Origin of the sequence: Borborobacter xinjiangensis, assembly GCF_047739745.1 — a bacterium.
Taxonomy (GTDB): Bacteria; Pseudomonadota; Alphaproteobacteria; order Rhizobiales; family Rhizobiaceae; genus Pseudaminobacter.
The window spans coordinates 149,520-166,045 of the sequence record NZ_JBLLVA010000009.1 but is presented as its reverse complement, the minus strand read 5'-3'; the positions used below and the strand labels follow the sequence as shown (position 1 = coordinate 166,045).

Here is a 16,526-nt window from a genome sequence, read left to right as displayed (position 1 = left end):
CCGGAAACCGGGCACTCCAGACCACCCACTCCGCATAACGACACGCTATGCATAATCGACATTATGTGGAGCTCCACATAATGTCGAACTCGGCGCTGCCTGGCAGAAGGTCTCCGCAGAGGGCCGCGACTAGCTCTCGGTGAAGCTGGACGACCCGAGCTTCCCCGCTCCGATCTACGCCACCCTGATCGAGGTGGAAGGCGAGGAAGGCCTCCAGCTGATCTGGTCCCGCCCCAACCGGGACTGATCCCCCGACAGAGGACCCCGCCGCACAGGCGGGGTTCCTCCTGCGTATCGAGAAGCCGGAACCAGGCATCGAGCCTGGCTCCGGCTTTTTTGCCGCCAAACGGGTGGGGGAAGTCTGCTCAGATCGTCCGAGGATGCCATGGCGATTCGAAGGCCCCAAGGACTTCGTGGTACCCCCAAAATGCTGACGCATTTCGGCTCCCCCACTCGCCGGCTCCGCCGGCCGCTGCGCGCTCCTTGACCCCTCCGGCCCACCATGACCGCCGGCGTCGTCTTTCACCAACGTCAAGGAGACGAACATGTCGATCGATCAACACATTGAGGAACTGCGCGCCGAGCTGCGGAACGCTGTCTACCGCGACGAGCGCCGCGAAATCGAGGCCGCTCTGGAGCTCGCCCTTGCCGAGCGCGAAGTCATCTGGACCGAGCAGGAGGCGCTGATGAACGCCGAGCCTCCTTTCTAGGAGGCTTTCGCCTTGACACGAAATCCCATAGGCCGGATCGACCGGCCTATGGGGTTCGCCGGGTCCGGCGACTGTACTGCTGGCCCCCCGTTCGCGGACCATAACCGCGCCCGCGTTTGCTGCGAAGCAGCTCCAGGAAGAGCTGCACGGCCTCTTCCTCTTTGTTGAAATGATGTTGCATGGCCTGGCCACGCGCGCCGATGCGCCCCCATCTGCGGGTCAGGCAGACGTCTCCGAATAGCGTCGCCTCGATCGACATGGCGTAGTAGCGGGCCATGTTCTTCGTGGGATCCATCCGTTCGACGTAAAGCTGGTAGGGTTGCGCGATCATGGTGGCAGAGTCGCGCTCTTCGATTTCAAGGTCCAACGACTTCTTTGAATCGGTTGCCCACGGGCGATTCATTTTGGTGATGGATCAGCGCCACCAGTTCTCTCGTGTTCCACTCCGTCGATGAGCAAGCCCTTCCTGATCGAGGTCTCGCCCCCTGACCATGTGCGCCCTGCGTCGATATCGGGGGTGTATCAAGGAAGCGGGAGAGTTGCCTCTTTGGTCAAGGGACCCAAGGCTTCTGGTAGGGAAGATGATGGGCGAGCCCCTTCGGGGACGGCTCTACTCGCACCGTAAGATCGGTGCTCCCGGAGCCCGCAGGCGGTCTCCGCGCAGTCGCGTGACGATCCTCTCGCAGGCTCGGGGCCATTGGCTGATGATGGCCTTCACGCACCGCTTATCGGGGAAGATCGGGCATTGGTCCCTCCGCGATGTCCCATATCCAGGGGTCCATCCCGCTCTCCGAAACAAGCAGGTCGAGGGTTTCGCGATAGGCGCCATCCGCGTCATCGGGAACGATGTACATCGCGATAGGTTGCCCCCCGTCCCGTGTCAGCACGACGCTCGCCATCGGCTCTGTGGGCGGCAAATTGTAGCGCAGTCCCTTCGTGAATATGGAACCGCGCTTCGTGAGCGCGTCAAGCAACATGCCTTCATACTGGCTCTCGAAGGGAATCCACCGTTCGCTAACGATCATCAGCGCGATCGCCTCGATCGCTGCGATGCCTGAGACCCCGACCCCGAATGTTGCCGCTGCGATGAGATGCGATTCCGGGCTCGCGTCCCAAAGCGCGAGTTCGCGAGCGAAGACCTTGTTCATGCGGCGCGTGACATCTTCGGCCAGCATGAAAGGATAGCGCGGGGCGTGTTTGACGATCAGCCGTGAACCAGACCGAGCCGGCTGTATCTCCTTCACCTCGCCGATCAGGATCGCGAGTGAACGGCGATTGCCCTGCGACTGAACCGCTCTGCTGAGAAATGCCTGCCGGCGCTGGACAATTCCGTCCACGCGCTCCGGGTCGAACATCTCCGGGATATAGATCGTGTCCGAAAGCGGCTTTCCCTTCGCGTTCGAGCTCGTCGCCGCGTCGATCACGAACTTGCGGACCACCGCCCAATTGCGCCGGCCGGCCATCGCCGGACGCCAGCGATTGAACTGCGCCCGGTCCCACAGGAAATGCAGCATCGCCTTTAACGACAATCGGGCACCATCGGTCCTGACGTCGCCCGGATCAGCGCTGTCACCGATTGCAGGCGCGGTCCGTCCGCCGAGCTTGGACAGGCTGAACCCAAGCTTCAAGGCCGTCGTGCCGTCCTCCACATTCTCGATGATTGCCTCGCCCTCGACTGCGCTCAGGCCCGACAGATCGGATGGCGGCTCGTAGGACTCGCAGTCGGGCGCGTGCTGCGCCCCGGTGCCCGGCATCCGTTTCAGGATATGGCGGTCGCCGAACCGCGCGATATATATCGGCACGCCTTCCGCCTGGCAGAGGCAAAGCGGATGCTCACGACGCGAAAAGGCGTCCGCCAGCCGCGCGTCAAACGCGCCATCTCCGACATCAACATCAATCTCGCCCATGCGGATATGCCGGCTCATGGTCTTTGGGTTCCAGCGATCATCATCAGAATATTCTCCTCTTCATGCGTAGCTGGCTTTGCGCCGCCCGCCGATGTTCTTTGCTCCTGCAGTTTTCGCCGACCTGCCATCGATCGAATCCGGTTCAAGACCCTGGGAGACGCTACGTCCTGGCGTCCACTTCGAGGCGTTCGCTGGTGTTCCCGTTGCGCAAGTCGACCTCTATCGATTCTCATTCTTCCAATTTCAGGTACAATGAAGCTCTCCGTGAAAGGACAACGCATGCGAGATCCCACAAACGGCAATCGCCAAGCCCTCGACGCTGCCCCTGGCGATGGGCAGGCGACGGTGCGCCCGATGCCCTTCCTGATCGCATTGCCTTTCAACGTGCTTGAGGCCATCGGGCGCGCCGGCTTCTACGCCACATGGCATCTGCTCTATTTCGTCGCCTGCGCGTTTCGGGCCTTCACCGGCTTTCTCGTTCTCGCCGGCATCCTCATGCTGCCAGTATCGCTCGGGGTCTTCGTCAATCCCGATTCCGCTCCGATGCCGTGGTGGTTCTTCTTGTCTTCGGCGATCGGCATGTTCGCTTTCGCGCTCGGCTACAATCTGTTCCTCGGCTGGTTCGCGCCGCCCGGCGCAGAAGATCCGTTCGACCGCTATCGGCAATCGCCAACGGCCCACGATAGTCGCTAGCGCGCAGACCGCACCGGCAGACTTCAAAGAAACACCACTCAAGGAGATGGCCGCATGTCGAATATCACCAAAGCGGCACACGCCACGGACCAGATTCAGGACCACGTCGGCGTCGCAATTGATCGGCTTCAACGCGGATTCAACGGCCGGATCGCCAACGGATACGGCATCTATTCCGACCCCTCCATGCGTCGCTCGGATTTGATCGAGGCACAAAAGGCCATCGCGGCGGCGCTGTCTATCATGCGAAGCACCGATTGGCCGAGCAACGCAGAATACGACGCGCTCGATCAGGGCAGCGATGAAGCGGTCAGCTCGCCTTGACGAACCTGTTTGGACTAGCTTCGGCATCCATGTCCTTTCTCCGGAAGTAGATTGCCCGCCCGCAGCGGATAGGGTCGTGGCCTTGTACGATGATGATCTGCTCGTCCTTGCGCATCTGTTGCGTGATTTCGTGCGGCATGATCAGAGGGCGGCGTTGCAGGTTGAGGCTTTCCGACCGTCTCGTACCGCTGTTGGAATTGCTCCACCCGACATTGCGGGATTTGCCCTGAACCTCGACCGTCATCTCGCCGCATTGCGCCGAAACGTTCCTCGCGGTCTCGAGCGCCTTGATCGCCGCATAGGAGGCGAAGGCGCAGCCGTCGATCCATGATGTCGCGCCGTCTTTCCCGAAATGCCGTTCGAGCTGGCCAACCGACTGGTACATCAGCATCAAGGTGATGCCGTATTTGCGGCCGCGATCGCGCGCCTCTTCGAGGACGCGCATATAGCCGAGCAGGTCCACCTCATCGAGCATGAACAGGGCCCGGCGCTGAAACGCGCCATCGGCCTGCGTCATGGCATTGATCAGCGATCCGATGATCACCCGACCGATGCCGGGATAGGACCGCAGGATCGCGGCGGGGATGTTCAGGAACACGTCCTTCTTGCCGGCAACGATATCGCTCGATTTGAAGGATCGGCCGCAGACAAGAGCGGCATAATTGTCAAGCGATAGCCATTGCGTATCCTTCGAGGCCGTCGAGTACACGCCGGAGAATGTCTGCTCGGTCATGTTCGTGAAGACGCCGAGCGTTTCGCGGATGAAGGCGGATGCCGATGTCTCCTGAATGTCGCGCAACATAGCGAGCACCGACGGTTCCGGCTCAGACACGATCTGTCGCAGACTGCGCAGGTTCCTCCGTCCAGCGTATTCCGGTGAGAGCACCACATGGGCGAGCAATCCCGTCAGAAGGTTGTGCGCCTGGTTTTGGAAATAGCTGCCTGTCGAGGATTCGAACCGCGCGCTTTCCGACAGGAGCATATGCGCCACTGCGACAATATCCTCTTCCTTGTGTTTTGAGGTTTCGATCCAATCGAGCACGTTGAAACCCGTGACGGGGTTTGTCGGATCGAGGACCATGCACTCCCGCCCGAGTGTTTGCGTCCGGTGCTCGACCACCATCGGTGCGACCTCAGTTGACGGGTCGAGGCAGATCAATGGCCCGGTATAGCGCAGCGCCGTCGGCACGGCATTGCTGGTGGTCTTGAACCCGCCGGAGCCGGCGAAGAACAGCATATGGGTGGAATCGAAATCCTGCTTATAGGTCAGGAGCGGTGCGGTTCCGCCGCTGCCCCAAGTCTCGCGGTCTGCCGGATCGAACGGCACGTCACGGATCGTCTCCTTGTCGACGCGGCAGCGCTCGCCGACGACGATCTCGCCGTCTGGTGGAAACAGCTTTGCGGCTGCAGACATGGTGAGCCAATCGGCATCGCCGAAAGTTCCGCGCTTGGCACGCTTCACCGGATCGGACACCACGACCGATATCCGCGCCGAAATCGCGACGATGACGAAACCGACCGCCGCGGCAATGACGGCGAAGAAGTCAAGATAGGACAGCACTTCGTCCCAGGTCACCGCGCCGCTCTCGATGGATGGGGACAGGCGCACATATTCACGCAAAGCGTAAAAACCGACGACGCCGAGAAAGCAGATCAGGCTGACCATCGCCACCGGCCGGCGGCGATGCATGGGCAGGGCGAATACGGTGATCAGTCCAGCGATCGGACCGAAGAGCAGGTTCGGAACGGGGGCAGAGCGCAGGAACCAGTAGGCATTGGCCGGTGAGAAACCGGCCGCCATTGCCTGCCATCGGTACGATGTGATCGCCACCGTCATCGCTGTCACGGCGGCGGGTACGATGACCCATAGCAGCGCCGGCTTCAGTTTCATCTTCCCCGCCATGTCCGGCATCCCTTCGCTACGCTTACTCACGGTTGGTCTTTCCGGGGTCGGCCGAGGTGGGCGATCCCGCCTCCGCCGCTTCCACGCTCTTCACGCGGTCACGCTGAAAGGCCATGCCGCCTTTTGCTTTCAGCCGATGATGCTCGGCCGACCCGACCCGGACGGTCGCGGCTTCCAGCAGCACGCCGAGCAGAAATGCGCGATCGGCCTGTCGCAGCCCGGCCTTCACGACCAACCCGCCGAGCGTGATCTTTTCCCGCGCGTCCTTCTTGCGATCCTCGGTCATCGTCTGCCGCCGCCTTCGCTCCAGAGCCAGAATGCGCCGATCGAGGCGTTTAAGCGGATGCGCCGGAAGACCCCTTGCCGCTTTTGCGAAATCGCGCGGCGATCTCCTCGAAGATGGCGTCGAGCTCGTTGTCGGGTATCTCCATCTCGGCCAACCCCGCCTTGGCGGCCGCGCGGGCAAAGCGTTCATTGGCCTTGGCGAGAATTCCACGGCGCTTTTCGCGTAGTTTCTCAATCTGAGCGTCAATCTCTGAAACCGATGATTTAGCGCGCATTTTATACCTTTCTCCTTCCGGACGCCTTCTTTTGCGCGGCGATTATACCGTGTAGAAACGCATAGTAAAAGATGCTAGTTTCTGTCGAGCCGTCAGGTTCATTTTTGGTCTGCGCCCGCAAGGGCGCATCCCGAGAAGCGGCATCGGTCCTGCGGCCCGATCTGTTCGAGGGCGCAATATACGTCGCGGAACGCGACATGCTTGGGAGAGGTCTGGATCGCATGGCGATCATGTTCGTACGGGCACAGGTGATCAGTAGGGGAGCGGGACGCAGCGTCGTCTCGGCCGCCGCCTATCGCCATCGTACGAGGATGGAGGAAGAGCAGACGAGGTTGAGCTTCCGCTATGAGGGCGGCAAGGCCGAGCTCGTGCACGAGGAGCTGGCGCTGCCGGATCAGACCCCGGCGTGGTTGCGCACCATGATCGATGGCCGAACGGTCGCCGGCGTCAGCGAGGTGTTGTGGAATGCCGTCGATACGTTCGAGAAGCGGGTGGACGCGCAGCTTGCCCGCGAGATGATCTTTGCGCTGCCGGAGGAGCTGTCGAAGGCAGAGAACATTTCCCTGGTGCGCGAATTCGTGCGCGACCAGCTCACGTCAAAGGGCATGATTGCCGACTGGGTCTATCACGACAAGAACGGCAATCCGCATATCCACCTGATGACCACCTTGCGGCCTTTGACCGAAGGCGGTTTCGGCAACAAGAAGGTCGCGGTTCTCGGCGATGACGGCAAGCCGCTGCGTGTCGTGACCCCTGATCGGCCGAAGGGCAAGATCGTCTACCGGCTCTGGGCAGGCGACAAGGAAACCATGAAGGCCTGGAAAATCGCCTGGGCGGAAACGGCCAACAAGCATCTGGTGCTCGCCGGGCATGATATCTGCCTTGATGGGCGCTCCTATGCCGAGCAGGGTCTTGACGGCATCGCCCAAAGCCATCTCGGTCCGGCAAAGGCCGCGCTCGCCCGAAAGGGCAGGGAGATGTATTTTGCCCCAGCGGCTCTGGCGCGGCGGCAGGAAATGGCCGACCGCCTTGCCGACGAACCCGGCCTATTGCTCAAGCAGCTGAGCCGCGAACGCTCGACATTCGATGAGCGCGAAATCGCCAAGGCGCTGCATCGCTATGTCGACGATCCGACCGTCTTCGTCAATATCCGTGCGCAACTGATGGCGTCGTCGGATCTGGTGACGCTGAAGCCACAACAGATCGATCCGGACACCGGAAAGGTTGGCGACGTCGCGGTGTTCACCACGCGCAACATGCTGCGCACCGAGTACGATATGGCGCAGTCGGCGCAGCAGCTTTCGCGGCGATCCGGCTTCAAGGTTACGTCCGAGAAGGTCGGTGACGCCATTCGCATGGTGGAGAGCCGTGATCCGGAAAAGCCGTTCAAGCTCGACGCCGAACAGGTCGATGCGGTCCGGCATGTCACCGGTGACAGCGCGATATCCGCCGTGGTCGGGTTGGCCGGTGCGGGCAAATCGACCTTGCTCGATGCGGCGCGTATTGCCTGGGAGGCGGATGGCCGCCGGGTGGTCGGTGCTGCACTCGCCGGCAAGGCGGCGGAAGGTCTGGAGCAAAGTTCCAGTATCAGATCCCGCACGCTCGCGGCATGGGAACTGGCGTGGGCGGACCGGCGTGATACGCTGCAAAAGGGCGATGTGCTGGTTGTCGACGAGGCCGGCATGGTGTCGTCGGAGCAATTGGCCCGCGTTCTCAAAATCGTGGAAGACGCCGGCGCGAAAGTGGTGCTGGTCGGAGATCCGATGCAGCTCCAGCCGATCCAGGCGGGCGCGGCGTTCCGGGCGATTGTCGAGCGCATCGGCTTTGCTGAATTGACCGGCGTGCGCCGCCAGCACGAACAGTGGGCGCGCGATGCGTCCCGACTGTTCGCGCGTGGAAAGGTCGAAGAGGCGCTCGATGCTTATGCGCAGCATGACCGCATGCATCGGCTTGAAACTCGCGATGCCGTGATCGAGCGGATCGTTGAGAACTGGGGGCAGGCGAGGGAGGACTATCGAAGGAAGGCCGAAAGCGAAGACCGCACACTCAACGGCTCCGAGCTACTGGTCCTGGCGCAAACCAATGATGATGTCGGGAAGCTCAACCAGGCGATCCGCTCGGTGATGGCAGGGCAGGGCGCGCTTACAGAAGAGCGCGCATACCAGACCGAACGGGGCGCGCGGCAGTTCGCCATTGGCGATCGACTGATCTTCCTCGAGAATGCCCGCTTCTTTGAGAAACGGGCCGAGCATCTTGCCGTGCAGCACGTCAAGAACGGCATGCTCGGCACCGTAGTTCGGGCGACGAACGATCGGGGCGAGACGCTGCTCACGGTGAAGCTTGATGCGGGCCGTGAGGTGACCTTCGGTCAGGACACCTATCGCAATATCGACCATGGCTATGCGGCGACCGTGCACAAATCGCAGGGCGCCACCGTCGACCGGACCTTCGTGCTCGCAACCGGCATGATGGACCAGCATCTCGCCTATGTGGCGATGTCGCGTCATCGTGATCGGGCCGATCTCTATATGGCGCAGGAGGATTTTGCGCCGCGCGAGAAATGGGGCAGGGCGCCGCGCATCGACCACGCGGGCGGTGTCACCGGCGAACTGGTCGAGACCGGTGAAGCAAAATTCCGGCCCAATGACGAGGATGCAAAAGAAAGCCCGTATGCAGACGTGAAAACAGATGATGGAGTGGTCCATCGCGTCTGGGGTGTCAGCCTGCCAAAGGCACTGAAAGAGGGCGGCGTCGAAACCCGCGACACGGTCACTTTGCGCAAGGACGGTGTTGAGCATGTCACGGTGAAGGTACCGGTCGTGGATCCCGGAACCGGCAAGAAGACCTTCGAGGAACGGGAGGTCGAGCGCAATGTCTGGACCGCCGAGCAGGTCGAGACGGCGGGAATCCGGCAGGAGCGCATCGACCAGGAAAGCCATCGCCCGGAACTGTTCAAGCAGTTGGTCGAGCGCCTGTCCCGCTCCGGCGCCAAGTCGACAACGCTCGATTACGAATCCGAAGCGGGCTACCAGGCACAGATTGTCGACTTCGCCCGCCGTCGCAACATGGATCACGCCATCGAGCTTGCTGCCGGAATGGAGCAGGGGATGGAGCGGCATCTGTCGTGGATTGGCGCGCAACGCGTTCGCGTGGCGCGGCTTTGGGAGCGCGCCAGCGTCGCGCTTGGATTTGCAATCGAGAAGGAGCGCAGCGTCTCCTATGACGATCAGGCGGTTCGGACGCAAACGGTCGCCCCGGCACCAATTGCGCCGGGTGCCGAAGAGGCACGATATCTGCTCGCGCCGCAGGCGAGCTTTGTCCGCTCTCTGGAAGAAGGCGCGCGCATCGAACATCTGGCGTCGGCACGGTGGAAGGAACGCGAAGCGATCCTGCTGCCTGTGCTCGAGCGTATCTATCGTGATCCGGCTTCCGCCCTCGATCGGTTGAACGCGCACGCGTCGGACTTCGATGTCGAGCCGCGGCGGCTTGGTGAAGATCTTGCTCGCAGTCCCTCGATGCTTGGCGCCGTGCGCGGCAGCGACAGCCTAGTCGACGGGCAGATGGCGCGCAACGAGCGGGCCGGTGCAGTCGCCGCTGTTGCAGAGCTCGAGCCTTTGGCGCGCTCTCACGCTGAAAACTTCAAGCGCGATCGGGCCACTTATGAGAACCGCGAGCATGCACGCCGTGCTGCAATGTCGCTTTCGGTTCCTGCGCTCTCGCCGCATGCTGTCGCGCGGCTCGCGGAGATCGAGGCCGTGCGCGAGAAGGGCGGCGAGGGTGCCTACAAGACCGCCTTTGCCTATGCCGCGGAAGAGCGTTCGCTTGTGCAGGAGATGAAGGCCGTCGGCGAAGCGCTGACCGCCCGCTTCGGCTGGAGCGTCTTTACCGGGAAGGCGGATCAGTATGCCGAGAAGCAGATGGTCGAGCGCATGCCCGAGGGAGCTTCCGTGGCAAAACGGGAAGAGCTTACGACGCTGTTTTCGGCCGTGCGCCGCTTCAACGAGCAGCAATATCTGGCAGAGAGGCGCGATCCATCCCGGATCGTGGCGCCGGCGGCCTACGATCCGGCCGAGGCTCCAGAAATGTCCAGACCACCTGCCTTACCGATGCTCGCGGCTGTCACCGAGTTCGTAGCATCTGTCGATGATGAAGCCAAAACGCGTGCGCTGGAGGTTCCCCGCTATAGGCAGCAGCGCGTGGCGCTTGGCGAGGCCACCCAGCGCGTCTGGCGCGATCCCGCTGCGGCCCTTGCGACGATTGAGGATCTGGTCGTCAAGGGCGTCGAGCCAGAGCGTATCGCTCGTGCCGTCGAGAATGACCCTGCCGCCTATGGTCCATTGCGCGGCTCTGACAGGGTCATCGATAGGTTCATCGCCACCGGCCGGGAACGCAAAGCAGCGATCGAGGCAGTGGTGGTTGTTACCGCCAATATCGTCGCGGCAGGCAAGGCCTGGCAGGGCGCATTCGACGCCGAGAAGGCGGCCGTTACCAACGATCGGGAACGGATGAGCGTGCCGGTGCCTGGCCTGTCGCCACGGGCGACGACCGAACTAGCTCGTCTGACGGCAGCGGTCGATAAGTCGCCCAAGGACATATCGCAGCTTGTCCGCTCGCTCGACGCGAGAGTCAGGGCCGAGTTCGCAGCCGTTAGCAAAGCCCTCGACAAGCGGTTCGGGCCGAACGCGATCGGCCGTGGACAGGGTGACATCGTCGATCGCGTGCCGGCGGCGCAGCGCAAGGTGTTCGAGGCCATGCAGCCTCGCCTCAAGGTGCTGCAGAATGCCGTTCGCGCCGATAAGGCTCAGGACATCATCGCCGAGCGCCAGATGCGGGCGCTCAGCCAGGCCAAGGGCATCACCAGATAGCAGGAAGGAAACATAATGGCCGGACAGCCGACAACTCTCGAGGCGATCGTGCGGGCCGAGCTCGCCATCGAGATCATGAATCAGGCGCGTGGGCTGGTATCGGAACGCGTCGCCGCCATCGAGGCGAACGACGCGGTCGGCGCCGAGGCGCTGCGCGCAAAACGGCGTGAACTGCTTACGGTGCAGAACCGCATCCGTGTCGGCGATCCCGAGCAGATCGAAGCCGTGATCGCGGAATGGGGGCCACGGGTCAAAGACGCTGCCTTGTTCTGGCAGGAGCTCTGACCGATGGCAGACGAAGCTGTCATCAGCCGCCTGTCAGAGGCCCAGAACGAACACATCTTCCGCACGGAGATCCTGCCCGACTATCTCCCCGACGATATAGGAACGGCGGATCGGCCGCCGACCCTGATCGTGCTCGGCGGCCAGCCTGGCTCCGGCAAAACTGCCGTGCTGACCGCGAGCCACACGGAGCTGGAGCAAACGGGCCCCGCCATCCGCATCGTCGGGGATGATCTGCGATCCTACCATCCCGGTTTTGTCGCGCACCAAAAAGCCGATCCGGCAACTGCATCGCGCTTCACCCAGGTGGATGCCGGCATCTGGAGCGAAAAGCTGCTCACTGCTGCCACCGAACGTGGTGTCCATGTGATGTTCGAGACTACGATGCGGACCCCAGACAATGTCGAGAAGGTCATGACGGCCGGAAGATCGGCCGGCTATCGCGTCGAGGCGCGGGTGCTGGCTGTCAGTCCTCGTGTCAGCTGGCAGGGCTGCCACTACCGTTTTGAGGAAATGCATCATGCCGGAGCGGCCGCGCGGATCCCACCGCGCGCTGTCCATGATGCCGCCGTCACCGGTCTCGCCGAAAGCCTGGAGCGCGTCGAGCGTCGCAAGCTCGCCGATCGTGTCGTGATCCAACGACCCAATGGCGAAGTGGTCTATGACAATACTCTATCTAACGGACAATGGTTGACGGCCGCCACGGCGCGCCAGGTACTTGAGGAGACGCGCAGCCGTCCATTATCCCGTGAGGAAATTGACGGCTTCGCAAATGTCTGGACCAGGGTAATCGCCCGTATGGAGGCTCGCAGCGCCAACGCGGCGCTGATCGATGAAGTGAAGACCCACTCACGCGATGATCTCGCCTGGTTCCTGGCGGAGCGCCGCCGGTCAGATGACGATGATGCCATGAAGACCGCCCGGGTGGTCAAACAGAGGATCGGCATCGACCGAAGCTCGATCATTTCGGTCGATGGTGAAAACTCATTCGCCCGCCCCGGTATCGGGGATAGGGGTGAGGAGAATCCGGACCGCCATGTTCGACCGGGAGAGGTCCTCATTCCCGGACGCGACTTGCCTGATCTGAGCGAGGCCGAGATAGGGATCAAGCTGCGGCAATCCACACGGCTGGAGGAAAAGCGTTCGGAAATCGAGCGGCTATCGCGACTCGTTTATGGAAATGCCGCAGCCACATCCGCGACGGTCGAGGGCATCGATGGAGCCATGGCGGGCTCCGTCACGGGCCAGGATATCCGGACTGGAAGGTTTGGGCCAATGGCTGGTGAAGGTAGCGGGTTCCTGCGCGCCGAAAGCCCTGAACGCCAGACCGCGAAAGCGCATCTGCCACAGCTCGCCGCTGCCATGGAAGACTATGGTCGCACGGTGGATTTTGAGCGGTATCAGATCGAAACCAAGCATCGTGAGGAACAGCATCGCCAGCGTCAGGAAATCCGAGCGCCATCTGAGGGTTTGACGGCGATTCTGCAGGCCCCGGCTCACGGGCAGGCCAGCAGGTTGCACGCCGCTCCGCAGTTGCGACGGGAACTTGATGGCATCGTGACGTCGATCAATCGGCGGCTGACTCCCGCAGACCGAAATGCGTTGACGTCAGGAAACATCGACCGGTTCTCGAAGAACCTGGCCATCTCCCCCGAACGCGCCATCGCGCTCGCACGCGTCCAGTCTCAGATTCAGGCGGTGCATGGTCAGACCCAGCAGCATCGACAGCAATTGGAACGCGGCCGTAATGCTGCAATCTCGATTAAGAGATAGCTTCAGCTCAATGCCATCAGCAGGATTGGTCGACTGATCTATAGCAGGCAGCTAGCAACGATAGCGCTTGGTTGAATTTGCCTGCTTATTTTCACGTGTCTCTAGTTTTTCGGGAGCTAAGATAGTTGCAAACGGCTCCTCTGACGCATCAACCCATAAGACATTCATAGGCATATTGATGGCATGGGAGCTAATCTGGCTTGCAATTAGCATTTTTGTGCCATCAGAAATGACAGTCTCCTCTGCCTCGACACGGATCAACAAACCTTCCTCATGCGCGCGGATTGCTGCAGTTGCTGCCTCGAAGTCGAGCTCATATTGCCCATTATTTTGGGAGATGGACCGACAATGAATCGTCAGGTCTTTGATCGCGTGTTCAATTGCGTAGGGGGCGTTTGCTAGTCTTAACTTTGCTTCGCATATGAGCCGCATGTTATACTTCCTTCGGTTGATAGCATCGGTATCTGTCTGCCAATTCCGATGCGAGGTCTTGCCCGCGCCCTCATGAGGGCATCACGTAGAGAGGAGGCTCAGCAACGATAAGACCGAACGAACACCGAACGGGCGATCTTTTTGACGTTTCGAAGCGCCGACTGGTTCAATCCGGAAACCATCGGGGTTATGGGCGCCCCCCTAATCGCCTGCTTTTGTTGATTTTTTCGCTTGGAAGTTCAGTGCCTTGGCCGGCGGTTTGCGAAACATCTCCCACGCAACAACCGTGTTCAGCCTCTCCAGCGGGTCGCCGGTCATTCGATCCTCTCCCGTGCGGCCAAAATCGAGCTGATAAATACGTTGATTGAGGACGAAGGCACGATAGGATACGAAGCCTAGCGAAGCGGAACGAAACCAGAGCCTATAAGTCATTGTTTAGGAACGGAAAGTTATTTCTCCCTCCGCCGAGAGACGGGAGTGATTTCAAAGGATTATTCAAACGATTGGCGGCTGCGGGTGCGGGTCGGCCCTCGGGCAAAGACGGGTTTCCTGCAGGCCCCTGGACGCCCGAGCTTCTTGCAGAGGCGATTTCACAGATTGATTCCAACCGGATTGGGGTTGATCTGCGAACGGTGCAGCTTTGGTTTCAAGAGAACGAGAAGGGAATTAGCGCTGCCAACATTCGTTGGCTGGCGAGGGTTTTTGGCTGCGATGATCCCGTGGCAACTAGCGAATGGCAGATGGAGCTTAGTGCGGCGCAATCGCGGTTAACGGCCAAGAGACGAGAATGGAAGAGAGCGGGAAGCGGCGTTGCGCTGGCAGTTCCAGATATGACACGGACTGCGACCTTCGATGATGGGTCAGAGTCCCCGGCAGAGCTGGCAAGGGATAATGACGCCAAGGGGCCGAGGCGGCGTTTTAGTTTGGCGAGGAAATCGGAGACGTTTTTTAGTCACGGATCTCCCCTGAATTTACCGGCGTCGGTGTTTTCGGGTGTCACCGCTCTTGGGTTTTTGTCGTATATGACGGGGATTCACAACGTGACATATGGCCGGGCGGATGGCGTCGTCAAGCAGGTTGGGTTTCTTTGGGCAGCGAATTGGACATTCGTGTTCATGCTATTTTTGCCACTGTTTTTTGCCTTCGTGACCGAGCTAGTGACCTTTTGGAAAGATGAAGGCCGCCCAAAGCTTGTAGCGCATGGCGACAAGATGGAAAGCGACGATGCTTGGGCGCGCAACGTCGAGGCTTCTTCGTATTCATATTGGGCGGTTTTTTTGATTTGTGTGATGTTCGCCGGTCTTTTTCAGTGGATCGGCGTGTCATTGATCCCGTTGATCAAAGGTGGTGGCAACTATGCGACGGATTGGGGATCGTTAGCGATTGTACGCCCGGAGGTCATATCGGTGCCAGTAGCGGTCGTATTCACGGGGCTCGCTTATCTTTATATGTGCCTGTGCTTTTATCTATTTTTCGTAGGTCTAATGTTGCTGCATACGGTCGTCGATGATCTTTGGAGAATTGGTGAAGCATCGAAAGGCCAGCCGGAGGTGGATTACCAAAGCGAGTTAAATGAAGCCAGCGTCAAGGTGATGCGGTGGGTTTTCCGGTGTACTGTTTTGGGCATTCTGATCGCCATTGTCATGAAGCTTCAAAGCTCTTACCTGGCGTCGAATGGAAAGAATATTGTATCATGGTTGATCGGCGACATGTCATCGGCTTTGTATGAACGTGGTAACGAGAGCAATAGATTTATCTATAGAATGCCGACGCATTACAGCAGCCTTCTTATCGTTATTTCGACCTGTGTTGTATTTCTGTATGGCTCCATCCGTTTAGGTGTCGATCGCCGGTTTTGTATGCCTATGTGGAGGATGTCGGCAGTTATAGCGGTACTCGTCGCTGGCTACTTGTTGATCGATGCATCTGCTGGCTTTTCGATCCTTCTGGGCGTTGGAGTGCTGCTCGCAGTATACGGCCTGTTTGATCCAGGGTTGGGGCGATGGCGAGTGAGTAAGTTAGGAAACAATCAGAGTGTATCATAGTTGGCTTGATCGTTGGGATGAGCGGCGGGCGCGACGCGGCGAGGAAGGGAAGAAACCAACGGATTTCGTCCTTGATCCGGAACGCGCCTTTCCAGGTGCGAAGAAGATAACAAGTATCGAGGAATTCTGTGCCCTTGCGGACCAGGCCGTGGCGGATCCAGCCTTTTTCGATGAGCCGAGTGTGAGTGATCAGGGTTTTGAAAGGCTAGATGGGTGGCTCAAATTTCCATCGGACATTTCTACTGATATCGAACAGAACAATGTCGTCTCGGCGAAAATCACAGAAAGCGGGTCGTTCGATCAGGCGATGGTGATTTTTCACCATTGGAATGCAAGCGCCCGGAATCGTCAGATTGCTAACTTTTTCGCGCGCCGTGGCATCGCGGTTGTCGAGATTGCTATGCCTTATCACTTCGAACGCAGCCGTCCCGGCTCCGCGCACGCCGACTATATGCTTAGCCCTAATCTCGGTCGAACGATCCAATCTGTTAGGCAGGCAGTGTTGGATGGGCGAAAACTCATACGTTGGTTGAAAAGCAAAGGCTATCGAGAGATTTCGGTTCTCGGAATGAGCTTGGGTTCCTGGGTTGCGGCCATAGTCGCCGCACACGACTTGGCTGTGTCAAAAGCCTCGTTATTTCTGACGGCGGGAAGTCTGGCCGATATGGTTTGGACGGGCCGCGCGACACGATCGATACGCGATAGCCTTGAGCCTGAGATTGAGCTGACCGATCTCAGAAGGGCCTGGGGTCCACTTAATTTGGAGAATTACGCACATAGTTTGGCACGGCCTGATCTCGATCTTCACGTTGTGTTGGCTAAGAGAGACAAAGTGGTGTTGCCAGAGCTATCGGAGAGGTTCATGCAGAGGCTGAAGGACGCCGGGGCTAGGCCAAATATTTTGGAAGTAAACTGTGGTCACTATTCGCTCGCCATGCCGCCTTACATTTTGTTGGCCGGTTTGAGCTTGAAGCGGTTACTAAGGCGCGGCCGTTGAGTGGTTTCTGTCGTCAGCTGAATCGGCATGCCTGA

The 16,526-nt window shown here is 60.0% G+C and carries 14 protein-coding genes and 1 pseudogene; 9 read left to right on the top strand and 6 right to left on the bottom strand.

What is annotated here, in order from left to right; translation table 11 throughout:
• Positions 1-79 precede the first annotated feature (79 nt).
• Positions 80-247, top strand: a pseudogene (locus tag ACLKMW_RS12440) (DUF736 domain-containing protein); the annotation flags it as partial.
• Between the two features lie 298 nt (positions 248-545).
• Positions 546-710 carry a hypothetical protein gene (locus ACLKMW_RS12435; protein WP_415724772.1) on the top strand — a complete coding sequence of 55 codons (165 nt, stop codon included), beginning with the start codon at positions 546-548 and terminating at the stop codon, positions 708-710.
• Positions 711-756: 46 nt separating this feature from the next.
• On the opposite strand, the gene ACLKMW_RS12430 is transcribed toward ACLKMW_RS12435, so the two are convergent.
• Both ACLKMW_RS12430 and ACLKMW_RS12425 read right to left on the bottom strand, forming a co-directional pair.
• Positions 757-1,041 carry a WGR domain-containing protein gene (locus ACLKMW_RS12430; protein WP_415724781.1) on the bottom strand — a complete coding sequence of 95 codons (285 nt, stop codon included), beginning with the start codon at positions 1,039-1,041 and terminating at the stop codon, positions 757-759.
• 394 nt (positions 1,042-1,435) lie between these two features.
• Positions 1,436-2,635 (bottom strand): DUF1173 domain-containing protein, encoded by a 1,200-nt coding sequence (locus ACLKMW_RS12425; protein ID WP_415724771.1) that lies wholly within the window; start codon positions 2,633-2,635, stop codon positions 1,436-1,438.
• A gap of 261 nt (positions 2,636-2,896) precedes the next feature.
• On the opposite strand from ACLKMW_RS12425, the gene ACLKMW_RS12420 reads away from it, so the two are divergent.
• Together ACLKMW_RS12420 and ACLKMW_RS12415 are read left to right on the top strand one after the other, a co-directional pair.
• Positions 2,897-3,310 (top strand): hypothetical protein, encoded by a 414-nt coding sequence (locus ACLKMW_RS12420; RefSeq protein WP_415724770.1) that lies wholly within the window; start codon positions 2,897-2,899, stop codon positions 3,308-3,310.
• A gap of 54 nt (positions 3,311-3,364) precedes the next feature.
• Positions 3,365-3,634: a hypothetical protein gene (locus ACLKMW_RS12415; RefSeq protein WP_415724769.1), complete on the top strand. Its 270-nt coding sequence runs from the start codon at positions 3,365-3,367 to the stop codon at positions 3,632-3,634.
• Here the strand turns inward: ACLKMW_RS12415 and traG are convergent.
• Genes traG through ACLKMW_RS12400 form a run of 3 tightly spaced genes read right to left on the bottom strand, consistent with a single transcriptional unit; the run spans position 3,621 to position 6,097 of the window.
• Entirely contained in the window at positions 3,621-5,537 is a 1,917-nt protein-coding gene (gene traG, locus ACLKMW_RS12410) for a Ti-type conjugative transfer system protein TraG (protein WP_415724780.1), read from the bottom strand. The genes ACLKMW_RS12415 and traG overlap by 14 nt on opposite strands.
• A gap of 22 nt (positions 5,538-5,559) precedes the next feature.
• Positions 5,560-5,823, bottom strand: coding sequence for a conjugal transfer protein TraD (locus tag ACLKMW_RS12405; protein ID WP_415724768.1), 264 nt, complete (start codon positions 5,821-5,823; stop codon positions 5,560-5,562).
• 49 nt (positions 5,824-5,872) lie between these two features.
• Complete coding sequence (locus ACLKMW_RS12400; RefSeq protein ID WP_415724767.1) at positions 5,873-6,097, bottom strand: TraC family protein; 225 nt, start codon at positions 6,095-6,097, stop codon at positions 5,873-5,875.
• Positions 6,098-6,318: 221 nt separating this feature from the next.
• Between ACLKMW_RS12400 and traA the strand changes: the two genes are divergently transcribed.
• From traA to ACLKMW_RS12385, 3 genes are read left to right on the top strand one after another with little or no spacing between them, the layout of a single operon-like run.
• Complete coding sequence (gene traA, locus ACLKMW_RS12395; RefSeq protein WP_415724779.1) at positions 6,319-10,962, top strand: Ti-type conjugative transfer relaxase TraA; 4,644 nt, start codon at positions 6,319-6,321, stop codon at positions 10,960-10,962.
• 15 nt (positions 10,963-10,977) lie between these two features.
• Positions 10,978-11,247 (top strand): hypothetical protein, encoded by a 270-nt coding sequence (locus tag ACLKMW_RS12390; RefSeq protein ID WP_415724766.1) that lies wholly within the window; start codon positions 10,978-10,980, stop codon positions 11,245-11,247.
• Positions 11,248-11,250: 3 nt separating this feature from the next.
• Positions 11,251-13,017, top strand: coding sequence for a zeta toxin family protein (locus ACLKMW_RS12385; RefSeq protein ID WP_415724765.1), 1,767 nt, complete (start codon positions 11,251-11,253; stop codon positions 13,015-13,017).
• A gap of 51 nt (positions 13,018-13,068) precedes the next feature.
• Here ACLKMW_RS12385 and ACLKMW_RS12380 read toward each other — a convergent pair whose 3' ends face one another.
• On the bottom strand, positions 13,069-13,449 hold the full coding sequence (locus tag ACLKMW_RS12380) for a hypothetical protein (protein ID WP_415724764.1): 381 nt from the start codon (positions 13,447-13,449) through the stop codon (positions 13,069-13,071).
• 431 nt (positions 13,450-13,880) lie between these two features.
• On the opposite strand from ACLKMW_RS12380, the gene ACLKMW_RS12375 reads away from it, so the two are divergent.
• Both ACLKMW_RS12375 and ACLKMW_RS12370 read left to right on the top strand, forming a co-directional pair.
• Entirely contained in the window at positions 13,881-15,494 is a 1,614-nt protein-coding gene (locus ACLKMW_RS12375) for an RcgA family putative transporter (RefSeq protein WP_415724763.1), read from the top strand.
• On the top strand, positions 15,484-16,491 hold the full coding sequence (locus ACLKMW_RS12370; RefSeq protein WP_415724762.1) for an alpha/beta hydrolase family protein: 1,008 nt from the start codon (positions 15,484-15,486) through the stop codon (positions 16,489-16,491). Before ACLKMW_RS12375 ends, ACLKMW_RS12370 begins: the two co-directional genes overlap by 11 nt.
• Positions 16,492-16,526: the final 35 nt, after the last annotated feature.

What these genes read in the sequence shown, in the direction of transcription:
- ACLKMW_RS12430 (WP_415724781.1), bottom strand. Translation starts at nt 1,041, where the DNA reads ATGATCGCGCAACCCTACCAGCTTTACGTCGAACGGATGGATCCCACG.
- ACLKMW_RS12420 (WP_415724770.1), top strand. Translation starts at nt 2,897, where the DNA reads ATGCGAGATCCCACAAACGGCAATCGCCAAGCCCTCGACGCTGCCCCT.
- traA (WP_415724779.1), top strand. Translation starts at nt 6,319, where the DNA reads ATGGCGATCATGTTCGTACGGGCACAGGTGATCAGTAGGGGAGCGGGA.
- ACLKMW_RS12415 (WP_415724769.1), top strand. Translation starts at nt 3,365, where the DNA reads ATGTCGAATATCACCAAAGCGGCACACGCCACGGACCAGATTCAGGAC.
- ACLKMW_RS12425 (WP_415724771.1), bottom strand. Translation starts at nt 2,635, where the DNA reads ATGAGCCGGCATATCCGCATGGGCGAGATTGATGTTGATGTCGGAGAT.
- traG (WP_415724780.1), bottom strand. Translation starts at nt 5,537, where the DNA reads ATGGCGGGGAAGATGAAACTGAAGCCGGCGCTGCTATGGGTCATCGTA.
- ACLKMW_RS12390 (WP_415724766.1), top strand. Translation starts at nt 10,978, where the DNA reads ATGGCCGGACAGCCGACAACTCTCGAGGCGATCGTGCGGGCCGAGCTC.
- ACLKMW_RS12405 (WP_415724768.1), bottom strand. Translation starts at nt 5,823, where the DNA reads ATGACCGAGGATCGCAAGAAGGACGCGCGGGAAAAGATCACGCTCGGC.
- ACLKMW_RS12435 (WP_415724772.1), top strand. Translation starts at nt 546, where the DNA reads ATGTCGATCGATCAACACATTGAGGAACTGCGCGCCGAGCTGCGGAAC.
- ACLKMW_RS12385 (WP_415724765.1), top strand. Translation starts at nt 11,251, where the DNA reads ATGGCAGACGAAGCTGTCATCAGCCGCCTGTCAGAGGCCCAGAACGAA.
- ACLKMW_RS12400 (WP_415724767.1), bottom strand. Translation starts at nt 6,097, where the DNA reads ATGCGCGCTAAATCATCGGTTTCAGAGATTGACGCTCAGATTGAGAAA.
- ACLKMW_RS12380 (WP_415724764.1), bottom strand. Translation starts at nt 13,449, where the DNA reads ATGCGGCTCATATGCGAAGCAAAGTTAAGACTAGCAAACGCCCCCTAC.